Source organism: Roseibium marinum (assembly GCF_002906165.1).
Classification (GTDB): Bacteria; Pseudomonadota; Alphaproteobacteria; order Rhizobiales; family Stappiaceae; genus Roseibium; species Roseibium marinum.
In genome coordinates this window covers 360492-374621 of record NZ_PPCN01000003.1, presented here as the reverse complement: position 1 = coordinate 374621, position 14130 = coordinate 360492, and the positions used below count along the sequence as shown (strand labels likewise).

Here is a 14130-nt window from a genome sequence, read left to right as displayed (position 1 = left end):
GGATCGAGCGGCTATGCTGTTCCTACCAGCCGCCCTGCAGCCGCATTTGCTCGGTTTTCCGGACGAGTTCGCTTTGGCGCCGGCATCCGGATTTCGACAGGGCAGCCTTGATCTGGTTCCGTACTGTATAAATGCTGACCTGGCGGGTTCGCGCGATTTCCGCGAGTGTCAGACCGTCCGCCAGCAGCAGTGCCGCCTGGGCTTCGGCCTGACTGAAGCCGAAAGCCGTCTGCATTTTTTCCTGAATGGATATGGGGCTGACATCCTTCTTGATCGCCAGCAGGATGGTCGTGATCGATTTTGTCAAAAAGCCCGCGAAGGGAGACCAGTCCAGTTCACCCATGCGCAGGCCCATAAGCCGACAGGTCCAACCCTGTCCGCTGCCGTCGGTGACGCGCCAGCTTTTGAAGATATTCTGATTTCCCTTGAGCTGGAGCCGGCACAGAGTTGCGAACTGCCTTTGGTCCTCATCGAAACAGAACCGAAGACGGCGATTGAACCCGCTGCCCACCGGGGTTCCCTTGTCCAGCATCTTTTGCGCCTCGCGGCAAGCATGGTGGATCGTCATGGCTGGATCCACGACAAATATCGCCGTATCCGCACCGAGCATATGCTGCTCGGCCGCCCATTTCTCAAAGGAAAGTCCGGAGATCGCGCGGCTGATTTCCAGCGACTGGCGGATAATCGGCGTCAATGTTTCGCAAAGACGGAGCCATTCGCGCTCGTATTTGTCGCGGTCCTTCGCCCGCAGATTTCCACCTATCAGGACCATCCGGCTTGAATCGCGGGCGAGCATTGAGCCGCCGCCGCCGTAGATATCCTCATGCGGACGGATGATATCCGCGTAGAACCCGGTTTTCTTCAATCGCTCCGGCGTGCAGAGCTGGTCGGCGGCAATGGCCCCACCGACCGCGCATTTTCCGAAATTGGCCGCGAACGGGTTCTTGTCGGCGTAGTGGGCCTCGTAAAGCTTCAAAAGATCCGGATCGTAGCCCGAGGTATAGGCAAGCGGCGCTGCCTTGGTAAGCTGGTCATAGCCGATGAGCTGGGTACAAACGTGCGTACCGATGGCCTGTCCCATTTCGTCAAGAAGCTGCTGCCAGCAGTCCGGATCCATCGCCGCTGCAACGGCAAGATTCGAGAGGTGTAAATATTTTTCCGCGGCAACGCCCACGATACCCCCAAGGCCCGATGTTAAATATCCCGGGTCACGGACTCAGATGGCTTGACACCAATCCTTCAGTTGACGGTTTTATTACTGCATAGCCCAAATGGACCATGCACCTAATGTATACACCCTGTAAACAACTATTGATCGTATTGGACTGTTGATCGGGGCATTCTTTTCAAGTTTCGGCGGGCAGTTTTCCGGTTGCGTTTAAGGGATTCCCGCATTCCTGCAACCGGCATTCGATCAACTTTTTAGCTGTAGTGTTTTTTTTGGGCGGCCGTTTGGGCCGCCCTTTTTTTCTATCGACTGAACCAGAAGAGGCACTGTGGAAACTTGCGGCCGGGCTATTTCGTACCACCTGATTTGGTCCGGGAAGGTCTTTTGTCCCGGTGCGCGGCGTTCGCAAAATTGCTTGTATCCGCAGCGGCAACCAGCCCGCTCCGGTGACAGCGTTGCTTTTTTGGCAATGTTTAGTCCGAATCATTCTTCTTTATTCGAACGGTAAATTTGCACATTCTTAAATCTTCATCCGACGATGGCACACCGCAAGGCATGTCCTAACCCGTCTAATGGAGGTACGAATGCCGGAATTTGAGGTAAAAAGACGCGATTTTCTCAAAAATACAGCAACATTAGCGGGTCTTGCCGCCGGAAGCAGCTTGATAAGCGTGCTGCCGGCCGGTGCACAGTCCGCCGCGAAAGTGAAGATGCAGCTTGGCTGGCTTGCATCCAACGGCATCCTCGGTGAGGTCGTCGCCGCCAAGAAGGGTTTTTACACCGAGGAAGGCGTGGATCTCGAAATCACGCCGGGCGGACCGAATGTCGACGGTGTCGGCGGGGTCGCAGCCGGTCATCAGACACTTGGCCAGACCTCTTCCAGCCCGTCCGTCATGCTCGCGCGTTCCGCCGGCATCCCGATCAAGGCCTTCGCCGCCGGATATCAGAAACATCCCTTCACTTACTACTCCTTGACGGGCGATCCGATCCGCACTCCCAAGGACATGATCGGCAAGACGATCGCGACACAACCGACCGCCATGATTTTGCTGCGCGCGCTGCTTGCAAAGAACAATATCAGCGAAGATCAGGTTAATGCGGTCAACATGGGTTCGGACATGAACCAGCTGTTGACCGGACAGGCACAGGCGGTCACGGGTTGGCTGACAAACACCAATGCCCTGAAGATCCTCGGCGATGACCGGGTCGACATGATGCTGTGGGACACGGGCATTCAGCTCTACGCCAATGTCTATTTCGCCACCGACGAAACGCTGAACGAGACCCCGGAAGTCCTGTCCGGTTTCCTGCGTGGCTCGGCGCGCGGCTGGGGTTATGCCAGACAGAATCCCGAAGAGGCGGTCTCGCTTCTCGTGGAGACCTATCCGAATCTCGACAAGGCGAGCGAGCTGGAAGCGGTCGGATCGGTGCTCGATTTCAGTTTCGACGAGACGACCTATCAAAACGGCTGGGCCACCATGAACCGCGAAAACTGGGCGGCCCAGATCGATACCTACGCCTCGCTTGACCAGTTCAAGGGAACCGTACCGACCGTGGACGACGTCATGACGACCGCGATCCTCGATGCCACAACCGGCATCCGCAAAGAGGTTGCGGGATGATCGGGCAGGCGGCGGCGGTGATCCCGTCCGGCGTCAGCCCCGACGGGATGACTTCCCCCGACCAGGCCGCGGTTTCGGTCCGCAATCTGGATGTCCGGTTCGGTGACGGCGAAAACGCCGTCACCGCCCTGTCCGATGTGTCCGTGGAGATAAAGGCGGGATCGTTCGTCACGATGATCGGTCCCTCCGGATGCGGAAAATCCACGCTGTTGCGCGCGATTGCCGATCTTGTGCCCGCGAGCGAGGGAGAAATCGTCGTTCTCGGGCACACGCCGGCCGATGCCCGCCGCGACAGAAACTTTTCCTTCGTCTTCCAGGAGGCGACCCTTCTTCCGTGGCGTTCGGCCATCGACAACGTCCGCCTGCCGCTGGAAGTGGGCGGCGGCGGTACCGTGGATGATGGCGAACCGGCCCGGCTGCTGGAGGTTGTCGGTCTGGCGGGCCGCGAGAACGCGCTGCCTTCGGAACTCTCCGGTGGTATGCGCCAGCGCGTGGCGATCGCCCGCGCCCTCGTCACCAAGCCGAAGATCCTGCTGATGGACGAGCCTTTCGGGGCGCTCGACGAGATCACCCGCGACAAGCTGAATGAGGAACTTCTGCGCATCTGGCAGGAAACGGGGACGACGATCGTATTCGTCACCCACTCCATTCCCGAAGCCGCCTTTCTCGGTCAGCAGGTGCTGGTTCTTGCCTCGCATCCGGGTCGGGTGAAGGAGTTCATGGCCGTCGACCTGCCCTATCCGCGCAGGCTGACCGACCGTGACACGCTGGCGTTTGTTGAAATCTCGGCGCATTTGCGCCGACTGCTGGAAGAATGCTGATGAGCGTGGTGTCGCAGGATTCAAACGTCCGTCCGGCCGGCCTGTTCGAATTCGCCGAACGGGTCAGGTACCGCCTGCCGGTGGTTGCCGCCGTAGTCGGCCTGCTGGCCGCCTGGCAGTTCATCGTGTGGTTTTTTTCCATTCCCACCTACATGGCGCCGAGCCCGATCGACGTTGTGGGCGCCTTCAGATCCAATGGCTGGATGCTGTTCAGCAACTTCTGGCCGACACTCTATGAGGCTCTGCTCGGCTTTATTTTCGGCAATGCGGTGGCGATCCTTCTGGCCGTCTGGTTCGTCCATTCGAGGCTCGCGGAACGGGCCTTCTATCCGATCGCCGTATTCATCAACACGATCCCGATCATCGCCGTTGCCCCCATCCTCGTGCTGATCTTCGGCAACGGGCTTGCGCCGAAGATCATCATCGCGGCCCTGATCTGTTTCTTCCCGACCCTGGTCAACATGGTGCGCGGCCTGAAAGCGGTTTCGCCGGCGACCCTCGACCTGATGCGTATCCTGTCGGCGTCGAATGGCGAAGTCTTCTGGAAGGTCCGCCTCCAGAGTTCCCTGCCCTTCCTGTTCGCCGCCCTGAAAATCGCCAGCACCACCTGCGTCATCGGCGCCATCGTGGCGGAATGGATCGGCTCGAATTTCGGCCTCGGCGCCCTGATTATCGAGGCGACCTACAATTTTCGCGCGCCGTTGCTTTACGCGACGGTGTTCACCGCGGCGCTTCTCGCCGTGACGCTCTTTTCTCTCGTCAGTTTCGCCGAAGCGCGGCTGATCCACTGGAAAACACCCGACGCGCACTGAACGCACAATCGGAAATAAACGGAGGAACCCATGACCACGCCGACCATCCACGAAGCTTCCCGCGAAGCGAAAATCGTCGACAAAACGGATGTCGTCGTGGTCGGCGGCGGCCCCGCCGGCATTGCAGCCGCCGTCTCGGCCGCCCGCAACGGCGCCTCGGTCACGCTGCTGGAGCGATATCCCTATCTCGGCGGTCTCGCCTCGGGCGGCATGGTTCTCATTCTCGACGACATGCACAACAACACCGAGATCACGGTGAAAGGCATCTGTCTTGAGATGATCGAACAGATGCGTTCCTGGGGCCTGTGCGTTGTCCCGCCCATGCAGGACCGCATGCCGATCACCCGTGAAACGGATCAGATGTGGCGCAAATGGGCCCGCTGGGGACTGTTCGACTTCCACACGAATTCGATGCCGCATCCGATTTGCTTCGCTGCCGCCTTCGATCCCGACGCCTTCAAGCGCTCCTCCTACGCGCTGACCGCCGGCGCCAATGTCAAGCTGCGGCTGCACAGCTGGTTCTCCTCGTCAATCGTCGAGGACGGGGTGATCAAGGGTGTTATCTGCGAGACCAAGGAGGGCCGTCAGGCCATCCTCGGAGATGTTGTCATCGACACCTCAGGCGACCTGGACGTGGCCGCGAGCGCCGGCGCCCGCTTCGAGGAAAGCTCCTTCATCCTGACCACCGTGTCGCGCTGGGGAGGTGTCGACACGGACGCGGCGGAAGAATTCCAGTTTTCCGAGCCCGAGAAATTCGCCGAACTCGATCATCAGGCCAAGCGCATCATCGGCGGCTGCTGGAACTTCTGGTGGCTGAAGACCCCCCTGCCCGGCATCATCTGGCTCAATTGCCCGCATATGCCGAAATATTCCGGGATCCGGGTCGCCGACCTGACGGCGGCCGAACTGGACGGGCGCGAACGCATGCAGCGGCTGATGGAATTCGCCCGCGCCAACCTGCCCGGCTTCGAAAAGGCTTACGTGGTCGATTTCGCGCCGCAGACCGGTGTGCGCCAGACCCGCCAGCTTGTCGGCGAATACGTCGTGACCAAGGACGACGTGATGAACCGCCGCCACTTTACCGACTCGGTCTGCCGGGGCAGAGACTACTATACCCCATACCGGGCCATGGTCCCGCGCGATGTCGATCAGCTGCTGGTCGCCGGCCGCCATTATTCGGCAACGCCGCAGGCGCAGAAATCCAGCAGGGAGATCCCGCCCTGCATGGCGATGGGCGAGGCCGCCGGCATCGCCGCGACCGTCGCGCTCAATGCCGGTGTGCCGGTACGCGATGCCGATGTCGCCGCCATCCAGAAACAGATGCGCGCCCAGGGCGCCGATCCGGGCGATGTGCCCTCGGCCAACGCCAACATGCTGGAGGCAGCCGAATGACCTGTCTGCCACTTGACGGTATCCGGGTGATCGATTTCACCCAGGTTATGCTCGGCCCATCGTGTACCCAGGTGCTGGCCGACTACGGCGCCGAGGTGATCAAGATCGAAAAGGAGAAGATCGGCGATCTGTCGCGCTGGTCGCTCGGCAGCGATCCGGACGGACTGAACAATCCGGTATTCTGCTCGCTGAACCGCAACAAAAAGAGCGTCGCGGCCAACCTGAAGTCGGACGAGACGCGGCAGCGGATACACGAATTGATCGATTCCGCGGATGTCGTCGTCAGCAATTTCCGACCCGGCGTCATGGAACGGATGGGCTTCGGCTTCGAGGACTTGAGGAAAACCAATCCCGGTGTCATCTTCGCCATCGGCACCGGCTTTGGCCTCAAGGGCCCCTATGTCCACAAGGGCGGCCAGGACATTCTCGCCCAGGCGATGACCGGCGTGATGAACCGCAAGCAGGATCCGGCGCTGCCGACCTCGATCTATCCGACGGCGCTGTGCGACTATTCGGCCGGAATGCACCTCGTTCAGGGTATTCTCCTGGCTCTTTTGCAGCGACAGAAGACCGGTGAAGGACAGACGGTCAGCGTCAGCCTCTATAATTCCATGCTGGCCATGCAGATGCAGGAAGCCGCCGCGCTGATGATGCGCAACAAGGACCTCAACTGGGCGGCCTTTCCGCTTTCGGGCGTCTTCGACACGACCGACCGGCCGATCGTCATGGTCGGCGCCTTCAAGGAAAATCCGCTGCGCGACATCTGCCAGGCGCTTGAGATCGACGACATGTCGACAGACCCGCGCTACAGCGATTTCGACCGCCAGATGGAACACAGGCCCGACCTTCAGGCGATCTTCCGTGAGCATTTCGCAAAGAACACCAGCGCTTACTGGATCGGACGTCTCGAAGAGGTCGATATCCTGTGCGCGCCGGTCAAGACCCTGGGGGAAGCGCTCGAAGACGAGCAGACGCTGGTCAACCGCATGATCATCGAGGCCGGACGCACCGAGGCGGGACCGGTCCGTCTCATCGGCAGCCCGATCGACATGTCGGCGGCGGTCGTCACCGTACGGCAAAAGCCACCCAGGCTTGGCGAGCACAATGACGAGTATCTGAACCCCGCTCCGGCACGCCAGAAGGTGGACGTGGCGTGACGGTCAGATACGAAACCGAAGGCCGCATCGCGCGCGTCACCATAGACCGTCCGGCGCGGCTGAATGCGGTCGATGCCGACGCGGACACCGAACTGGAACGAATCTGGTCGGACCTCGAAAGCCGAGACGACATCTCGTGCATCGTGCTGACGGGAGCGGGAGAAAAGGCCTTCTGCGCTGGCGCCGACCTGAAGGACACCGGCAAGCAGGGCGTTGACTACTGGGCCGATCCCCGCCCGAACGGCTTCGGCGGCATCGCCTTCCGGCGCACGCTCGACATCCCCGTGATTGCGCGCGTCAATGGTTATGCGCTTGGCGGCGGCTTCGAGATGGTGCTCGGCTGCGATATCGTTGTTGCCGCCGAGACCGCGCGGTTTTCGCTTCCCGAGGGGCGGGTCGGACGCATGCCGCTCGATGGCGGCATGGTGATGCTGCCCAGGAAGATCCCGCACAACCTGGCGATGGGCATGCTGATGACCGGACGGCAAGTCCCCGCCGGTGAACTCCACCGCTGGGGCCTCGTCAACGAGGTTTGCGCACCGGACGATCTCGACGCAACCGTCGAAAGGTGGGTTGCGGACATCCTCGCCTGTGCGCCATTATCGTTGCGGGCTATCAAGCAGACGGTCAACCGCACCGCGCATCTTGCGCCCGCGGAGGCACAGGCGCTGAAGCTACCCGCACTCATCGCGGCGCTGACCAGCGAGGACGGGATCGAAGGTGTGAAGGCATTTCAGGAAAAACGGGCGCCGGTCTGGCAAGGCAGGTAAAGAAAACCGAACGGCGGCAACCATTGGCACGAGGAACACGGACATGCATGCCGCCGTATTGCGATATTTCGTCGTCGTCGCCCGGGCCGGATCCATCCGCAAGGCGTCGGAAGAACTGCACGTGGCGAGTTCCGCCGTCAGCCGCCAAATCCAGAAACTTGAGGATGAGCTCGGCACGCCGCTGTTCGAACGCCTGCCGAACGGATTGCGGCTGACCCAGGCCGGTATCGTTACATTGCGCCACGCCAAGGCGACACTCGAGGACTTCGAGTTTCTCAAAAGCGAGATAGGCGCTCTCGGCGGCAAGAACACGGGTACGGTGAAAATCGCCGCACTCGACAGCCTGCTTGTCCATTTTCTGCCCGAGCAGGTGATGGCCTTTCACCAGCAGAATCCGGACGTCGATTTTCGCGTCCATGGCGGCTCGCATATCCGCGTTACCGACCTGGTCGCCAACGGCGAAGCGGATTTCGCCGCGACTTTCGGCCTGGATTTTCCCGAAGACACCGAATTCGTGCACGACGTCCCCATGCCGCTGATGGCCATGGTCGCGGCCGACCACCCGCTGGGGAAAAAGGAATCCGTGTCTCTGACCGATTGCGCCGATTACAATCTGCTCCTGCATATGGACAGCACGCCCACGCGGTTCCTCATCGATGTTGAACTGTCGGTGTTCGAGCGCACCGGGCGCACGCTGGTCACGTCGAACAGCCTCAACATGCTGCGATCGATGGTGCTGATGGACGCGGGCATCGCCTTCTACACACCCATCGGCATGATCGACGAGATGCGGGCGGGAACCATCGTCGGCATTCCCTTGCGGGGCTCCAAGCTCGATTCGCTGCGGCTCGGAATTCTCGTGCCGCGCCGCCGCCGCCTGACCCATGCGGCCGAAGCGATGATCGACCAGCTTGGCCAGGCGCTGAAAGACCTCGATGTCACCTGGAACTCTCCTTCCTGGAAAGCGCGATGGAAATCAGCGTAGGGCGGTATCTGCCGCATCCGGGGCGCGGGCCGGCAATCCGCGATGTCCGGCTTACCGCCGGGCCGCATGGTGTCGCCGTCACGGAAGGTGCTCCGCCGGATGCGGACGGCCGGCTTGCCATGCCCGCCCCCGTTAACGCGCATGACCATGGTTACGGCATCCGCACTCTGGATTTCGGCTGTCCGGACGATGCCCTCGAACCCTGGATCGCGGGCCTTCGCCTGCGTCCCCCCACGGATCCCTACCTGGAGGCGCTGGTCGCCTTCGGCCGCCTGGCGCTGAACGGTTGCGGCGCGACGATGCACTGCCACAACTCGCTCAGGATCGACGGGTTGGCCGATGAAGCCGCTATGGTCATCCGGGCGGCCCGCGACTGCGGCATCAGGCTCGCGCTCTCCTGCCCGCTGCTCGATACGGCGCCATGGACCTATGCGGGCGCCGATGCGTTGCGCGCCCATGTGGGTAAGGACGATTGGCAAGCGTTCGAAAAAAGACGGCCGGCCTATGCATCGATCGAGGAACAGATCGCTGTTGTCAGCGACATCGTCAGGACCCAGTCCGGCCCGATGGTCGATGTCCAGTTCGGTCCGATCGGGCCGCAATGGTGCAGTGACGCGTTGCTGGAGGCGATTGCGGAAACCTCCAGGACCCTCGATTGCCGGATCCACATGCATCTGCTGGAAACCAGGCGCCAAAGGCACTGGCTGGATAAACGCTTCCCGGACGGCATCGTGCGGTATCTGGACAGCATCGGGTTCCTGTCGCCGCGCCTGGCCGTCGCCCACGGGGTACACCTGACACCCGGGGAATGCGAACTGCTGGCTGAAAGGGGCGTCGTCGTTGCGTCCAATCCGGCCGCCAACCTGCGTCTGCGCTCGGGGGTCGCGCCCGTTTCGGCTTACAGATCAGCCGGTTTGCGGTTTGCGCTTGGTCTCGACGGCACCGGATTTTCCGACGATCAGGACATCTGGCAGGAGATGCGGCTGCTGCGGCTGCTTCAGGGCGGCACGTCGATCGACCCAGCCATCCAGGCCGGTGAAATCTTCGATGCGGCGACGATCAACGGCGCCGCCGTCATCAACCAGCGCACGGATGGCGACCTTGTGGTTATCGACTACGGCGCCATGATGTCCGAGCGGATGTTCGATGATGTCGACGAAGCGGAAGCAATCCTCACCCGCATGAGCGGGCGCTATGTGAAGGATCTCGTCATTTCAGGCAAAACCGTCGTTGCGGACGGCCGTCTCACGGGTTTCGATTTCGAAGCGGCGCTAAAGGAACTGGTCGGCCAGGCCCGCGCCTCCGCACCCGAAAAGCAAGAGGAACGCCAATTCGCCCGCCGTCTTGGCGAGGCGGTCCGCCGGTTTTACCGCGACGGGGGGCCGTGACGCTGTTTTGCCTGACAGGACGGTGTCCGGTTCACCGAAGTTGTTCCAGTGCTCATGCCGTTTTACAGCGGAACCTGTAAGCGGCGTCAAAAGGCTTCGAAGTCCGCCAGCATCGCCTTCTGATCCTTGTTCAACGGCAGGTGCGGCGGCAGCAGCCGTTCAAATCCGATATCCGAATGCAGGCGGCTGACGAGGTATTTGACGGCCGGGATAATCGGCAGCGCGGTGATTTTCTGCCGTGCGGCGCGAACCTTTTCCGCCAGCGCCTGATCGGACTGATTCTGCCAGAGCGCAGCGGCAAGCGGGGCGGTGACGTTGACGGATCCCGAAATGCAGCCGGCAAAGCCGTCCCGGTCCGCGGCAGCCAACGCGGTTTCATCGCTCGGGAAAACGTTCAGACCGCCGATGGCGGCGAGTTCCCTGGCATAGGCAAGATCGCCGGAGCTGTCCTTGGCGCCGGAGATCCGCTCCGGATAGCTTTCCGCCAGCCGGCGGACAAGCTCGGGTGAGAGGCTGATGCCCGACATCTGGGGGAAATTATAGAGATAGGTCGCAATCGATCCTGTCGCATCCAACACGTCCGCAAACCAGCGGAACAACCCCTCATCGGTGACGCCCTTGTAATAATAAGGCGGCAGAACAAGCACCGCCGCGAAACCGAGATCTTCCGCCGCCCGCGTCAGGTCGATGGTCGTGGGCGCGTCGGGCGTTCCCGTACCGACCATAAGGCGGGAGCTTTCAAGACCGCCGGCCGCCGCTTCCATGAGCCGCACACGCTGCGCGAAGGAGAACGAATTGGCCTCCCCCGTCGTGCCCAGCACGTTGAGCCCGTCGCAGCCATTGTCCAGCGCCCAGCGCGCATGCACGAGAAAACGCTCCGCATCCGGACTGCCGCTGCCATCAATGGGAGTGGGTACGGCGGCAAGTATGCCGGTGAGTTGCAAATTGGCCAATGTCGGACCTTCCTTATCCCGCGTCCCCCGCGCCCGCCCGTTTCGGATAGGCGGCGATTGCGGGGTGATCCTTGTCCGTCGTGCTCTTCTCGTCCCATCCGCCCGGAGACCCGAGCCCCGTCACCGCTGCGCCGAAATACTCCCGGTTGATCGTCTCGAACGGTTTCTGCTCCTGAGTGATCTCGCCGTCCCAGAAGATGGCATCGACAGGGCAGATGGACAGGCACAATCCACAGTTTATGCATTCTTCGGGATGGATGTAAAACATCCTTCCGCCTTCGTAGATGCAGTCGGCCGGACAGGCGAGCGTGCAGTCGCCATCCTTGACGTCGATACAGGGTTCTGTGATCACGTAAGTCACGGTGCCGACCATCCCTCCTCAGCATAACGATAGATAGCCCACCGGCAGCGTTGCAAAGAAGAAGCGATTTTCGGGCAACGCGTTGCCAATTCGGCATACCTCTTCGAATACCCAGCGGTCACAGTTTTTCAAACCAGCCCCACCACCTCCAATCGATGAAAACCGATTCTGTGAATTATTTTCACAACCAGCCGTTGCCAAAAATACACTACGCAAATCGAATTTCTGAAGTTGACTTCATTCCCTCAACTGTCAGACTTCCACGGAATTCAAATCACCTTCGGGAGACAAGGGCATGATTGAATTTCTGCGGACGCGGCGGTCTCGCGAAAAGAAAAGCAACATCGCGTCTGGTAAATTCTTCTACATCCACTTGAAGATCCTCCATTTTCTCCTGGCTGTCATTTCAGGCCTCCTTCTGGCTGCCGGGCCAGGCGCCGCCGAGGATGGCCAACCGCAGAACTGCTTCGGTCCGGCGCCTTACAACTGCTATTCCATCGGCGACATCGATCCTTCCCTTATCGGGACCGGGATGGATTCAATGTACTACGCCTATGCCGCCTATGCCTGGCAGGACTTTCTTGCCCTCAATTTCCCGGCCGCAATCGGTTCCGACGGCGCTCCCACGCCCGAGCCGAGCAGCACCAACGGGCTCAACTACAATGGCGGCGAATACACTACTGTCTGGGAAACCTATATCGAGGCGCGCGACCTCTTTCAGGATGACGGTTCCGCGCCTCCGGCCTTCGGCTCAGGCCATAGCGTGCCCGATATCTGCCTCGAACAGGCCAGGAAAGAGGGCAAGGAGGGCGTGAAAGTCATGGTTTCGCCCATCGCGAAGGGGCGGACGACAAGCGGCAGCGATGTGCTTGACGAATATATTCAGGCAAACCGCATGGGACCCGTGGTCGATCAGAACGGCCAATATGCCCGCTTCGCGCTCAATTTCAACGAAACAATGTACGACTATGTGGTCGACAACACCCTCTATACGCCGGAAGGCCAGGAGGCCTTCGACACCAATGACCCCGACCATAGCGGATCACCGCTGCAGTGGCCGCGCGGCGCCTATAGCGAGGATGTCGTGGAAGACGATATCGGCTCGATCATGGTCAAGGCGGCTTGGAAGATCCTTGGCGGCACCGACGATCCCACCCGTTTCCACCGCATTTCGGCTTATGTCCACAACGCCGCGGGCGGAGCATTCGGACAGGAGCCGACGGTCGAGGAAAGCTGCAGCCTGGAAACGGTCGCACTGGTCGGGTTCCACATCGTCCACCGCTCCAACAGCGGGCCCCAATGGATCTGGTCCACCTTCGAGCATATCGACAATGCTCCCTGGTATACCGATTTCCAGCAGGGCACGCCGTCTGGATCCTACAGTTTCTTCGACCCTGCGACCTGTCCGGCCAGCGGCGGAAAACCGGGTTGCGAGATCAACATGCTGCCCGATCATCCCTGGGATCCGGGACGCACCGGTCTCGATCCCACGCAAGTGGTTCGCCTCGGCGTGCCGGGCTTCCATGCCCTTCTGTCCAACTACAACACGCGGGTTGCGCTTTATAACGGATATGGCAGCGGCAACACGGTCTGGGAGAATTACTTTCTGGTCGATGTGCAGTTTCCCACCAATACGCTCGCTGGCACCAGCGACATCCGGGAGATCAATCCCGCCTATCCCGACGGCCTGCCCACGCCGACCTTCCTCTCCAATTCGCTGATCGAAACCTATATCCAGGGCTTCATGGAAGGCGACGTGACGTCCAATGGCAACGACGTTCCCCTGTCAGACACGATGCAGCGGGTCAACACCACCACGCAGGGCAGTAACGTCGACCCCTGGTCCTACTGGGGAGGATACGGCGTAAGCGGCGGCGCGCAGCGCAACACTTCAAGCTGTCTCGGCTGTCACGGCGACGCGGCGATGACCAACGGGACCTCGTCCAGCTTCGTCTTCTCGCTCAGCCGCGCCAAATCGCCCGCCGACACCGGACAATCGCGCCTGAAAGGCGCGGCGACCCAGTAATCACACACCCACTGTCCATGCAGTTCCTCGAACGGGAGAGCCGGGAATGACGCAGACCAGACGATTCGTGATCAAGAGCGCCGGAGCCCTGGGCGCAGGATTGCTTGCTCCCAACCTGCCGATGTGGGCCCTTGCCCACGAGACACCGCAGGCCGCCGCACCACCGGATTTCGTGGCGGCGTCCTCCGCGCTTGTCGGTATCAGCGCCACAGCGCTCACGCCGCCACTCAAGCAGGACGGCATCTCGCTTGGCGATCTTTATTATTCCGTCGCCGAAGCCGGAATGCCGGGCGCCGTTGCGAGCATGTTGTCGCAATACAGCTCACTGAGTTCGAACCCGCCGCAAACCATCGCCAACACGCTTTTGCGAATGGACAAAAGCACCACAGAACCGCAGATAGCCGATTACGGCGTTGCCTCGCGACTGACAATGATGATGTGGCTTTTCGGCGTCTGGTATGGCGGCACCGAGATAACCAACATTCCCGGGTCAGCCAGCTATATCGCGGCGGACTATCAGGCCGACTTCATCGTTTCATCGCGTGCCTACAAGAATGGCTGGATCTGGCGCATCGCCCAGGCCCACCCGATGGGCTTCAGCCATTTCAACTACGGTTCCTGGGGCTCAGAACCTCCGGAGCTGTCCGATTATCTCACCGTGCAGAGTTAATCCGC

General features: G+C 60.9%; 13 protein-coding genes. 10 read left to right on the top strand and 3 right to left on the bottom strand.

What is annotated here, in order from left to right; translation table 11 throughout:
- Positions 1-22: 22 nt before the first annotated feature.
- Entirely contained in the window at positions 23-1117 is a 1095-nt protein-coding gene (locus CLV41_RS10775; protein WP_103222317.1) for a helix-turn-helix transcriptional regulator, read from the bottom strand.
- 635 nt (positions 1118-1752) lie between these two features.
- On the opposite strand from CLV41_RS10775, the gene CLV41_RS10770 reads away from it, so the two are divergent.
- From CLV41_RS10770 to CLV41_RS10735, 8 genes are read left to right on the top strand one after another with little or no spacing between them, the layout of a single operon-like run.
- Positions 1753-2790: an ABC transporter substrate-binding protein gene (locus CLV41_RS10770; RefSeq protein ID WP_103222316.1), complete on the top strand. Its 1038-nt coding sequence runs from the start codon at positions 1753-1755 to the stop codon at positions 2788-2790.
- 47 nt (positions 2791-2837) lie between these two features.
- A complete protein-coding gene (locus tag CLV41_RS10765; protein ID WP_235867109.1) occupies positions 2838-3611 on the top strand; it encodes an ABC transporter ATP-binding protein in 774 nt (257 codons plus the stop codon).
- Complete coding sequence (locus CLV41_RS10760) at positions 3608-4423, top strand: ABC transporter permease (RefSeq protein WP_408013773.1); 816 nt, start codon at positions 3608-3610, stop codon at positions 4421-4423. Before CLV41_RS10765 ends, CLV41_RS10760 begins: the two co-directional genes overlap by 4 nt.
- A gap of 30 nt (positions 4424-4453) precedes the next feature.
- On the top strand, positions 4454-5815 hold the full coding sequence (locus tag CLV41_RS10755) for an FAD-dependent oxidoreductase (protein ID WP_103222313.1): 1362 nt from the start codon (positions 4454-4456) through the stop codon (positions 5813-5815).
- On the top strand, positions 5812-6972 hold the full coding sequence (locus CLV41_RS10750; RefSeq protein WP_103222312.1) for a CaiB/BaiF CoA transferase family protein: 1161 nt from the start codon (positions 5812-5814) through the stop codon (positions 6970-6972). Before CLV41_RS10755 ends, CLV41_RS10750 begins: the two co-directional genes overlap by 4 nt.
- Positions 6969-7742, top strand: coding sequence for an enoyl-CoA hydratase-related protein (locus tag CLV41_RS10745; protein ID WP_103222311.1), 774 nt, complete (start codon positions 6969-6971; stop codon positions 7740-7742). The genes CLV41_RS10750 and CLV41_RS10745 overlap by 4 nt, the downstream gene beginning before the upstream one ends.
- A 43-nt stretch (positions 7743-7785) precedes the next feature.
- On the top strand, positions 7786-8727 hold the full coding sequence (locus CLV41_RS10740; protein WP_103222310.1) for a LysR family transcriptional regulator: 942 nt from the start codon (positions 7786-7788) through the stop codon (positions 8725-8727).
- The gene (locus tag CLV41_RS10735; RefSeq protein ID WP_103222309.1) at positions 8712-10115 is read left to right on the top strand and encodes an amidohydrolase family protein; all 1404 of its coding nucleotides are present in this window, start codon (positions 8712-8714) and stop codon (positions 10113-10115) included. Before CLV41_RS10740 ends, CLV41_RS10735 begins: the two co-directional genes overlap by 16 nt.
- A gap of 86 nt (positions 10116-10201) precedes the next feature.
- On the opposite strand, the gene CLV41_RS10730 is transcribed toward CLV41_RS10735, so the two are convergent.
- Both CLV41_RS10730 and fdxA read right to left on the bottom strand, forming a co-directional pair.
- Positions 10202-11068: a dihydrodipicolinate synthase family protein gene (locus tag CLV41_RS10730; RefSeq protein WP_103222308.1), complete on the bottom strand. Its 867-nt coding sequence runs from the start codon at positions 11066-11068 to the stop codon at positions 10202-10204.
- A gap of 13 nt (positions 11069-11081) precedes the next feature.
- Entirely contained in the window at positions 11082-11429 is a 348-nt protein-coding gene (fdxA, locus tag CLV41_RS10725; RefSeq protein WP_103222378.1) for a ferredoxin, read from the bottom strand.
- A 295-nt stretch (positions 11430-11724) separates the two neighbouring features.
- On the opposite strand from fdxA, the gene CLV41_RS10720 reads away from it, so the two are divergent.
- Together CLV41_RS10720 and CLV41_RS10715 are read left to right on the top strand one after the other, a co-directional pair.
- Positions 11725-13455: a hypothetical protein gene (locus CLV41_RS10720; RefSeq protein WP_103222307.1), complete on the top strand. Its 1731-nt coding sequence runs from the start codon at positions 11725-11727 to the stop codon at positions 13453-13455.
- 46 nt (positions 13456-13501) lie between these two features.
- Complete coding sequence (locus CLV41_RS10715; protein WP_103222306.1) at positions 13502-14125, top strand: hypothetical protein; 624 nt, start codon at positions 13502-13504, stop codon at positions 14123-14125.
- Positions 14126-14130 lie beyond the last annotated feature (5 nt).

What these genes read in the sequence shown, in the direction of transcription:
- CLV41_RS10735 (WP_103222309.1), top strand. Translation starts at nt 8,712, where the DNA reads ATGGAAATCAGCGTAGGGCGGTATCTGCCGCATCCGGGGCGCGGGCCG.
- CLV41_RS10720 (WP_103222307.1), top strand. Translation starts at nt 11,725, where the DNA reads ATGATTGAATTTCTGCGGACGCGGCGGTCTCGCGAAAAGAAAAGCAAC.
- CLV41_RS10765 (WP_235867109.1), top strand. Translation starts at nt 2,838, where the DNA reads ATGACTTCCCCCGACCAGGCCGCGGTTTCGGTCCGCAATCTGGATGTC.
- CLV41_RS10775 (WP_103222317.1), bottom strand. Translation starts at nt 1,117, where the DNA reads ATGGATCCGGACTGCTGGCAGCAGCTTCTTGACGAAATGGGACAGGCC.
- CLV41_RS10770 (WP_103222316.1), top strand. Translation starts at nt 1,753, where the DNA reads ATGCCGGAATTTGAGGTAAAAAGACGCGATTTTCTCAAAAATACAGCA.
- CLV41_RS10755 (WP_103222313.1), top strand. Translation starts at nt 4,454, where the DNA reads ATGACCACGCCGACCATCCACGAAGCTTCCCGCGAAGCGAAAATCGTC.
- CLV41_RS10750 (WP_103222312.1), top strand. Translation starts at nt 5,812, where the DNA reads ATGACCTGTCTGCCACTTGACGGTATCCGGGTGATCGATTTCACCCAG.
- CLV41_RS10715 (WP_103222306.1), top strand. Translation starts at nt 13,502, where the DNA reads ATGACGCAGACCAGACGATTCGTGATCAAGAGCGCCGGAGCCCTGGGC.
- CLV41_RS10740 (WP_103222310.1), top strand. Translation starts at nt 7,786, where the DNA reads ATGCATGCCGCCGTATTGCGATATTTCGTCGTCGTCGCCCGGGCCGGA.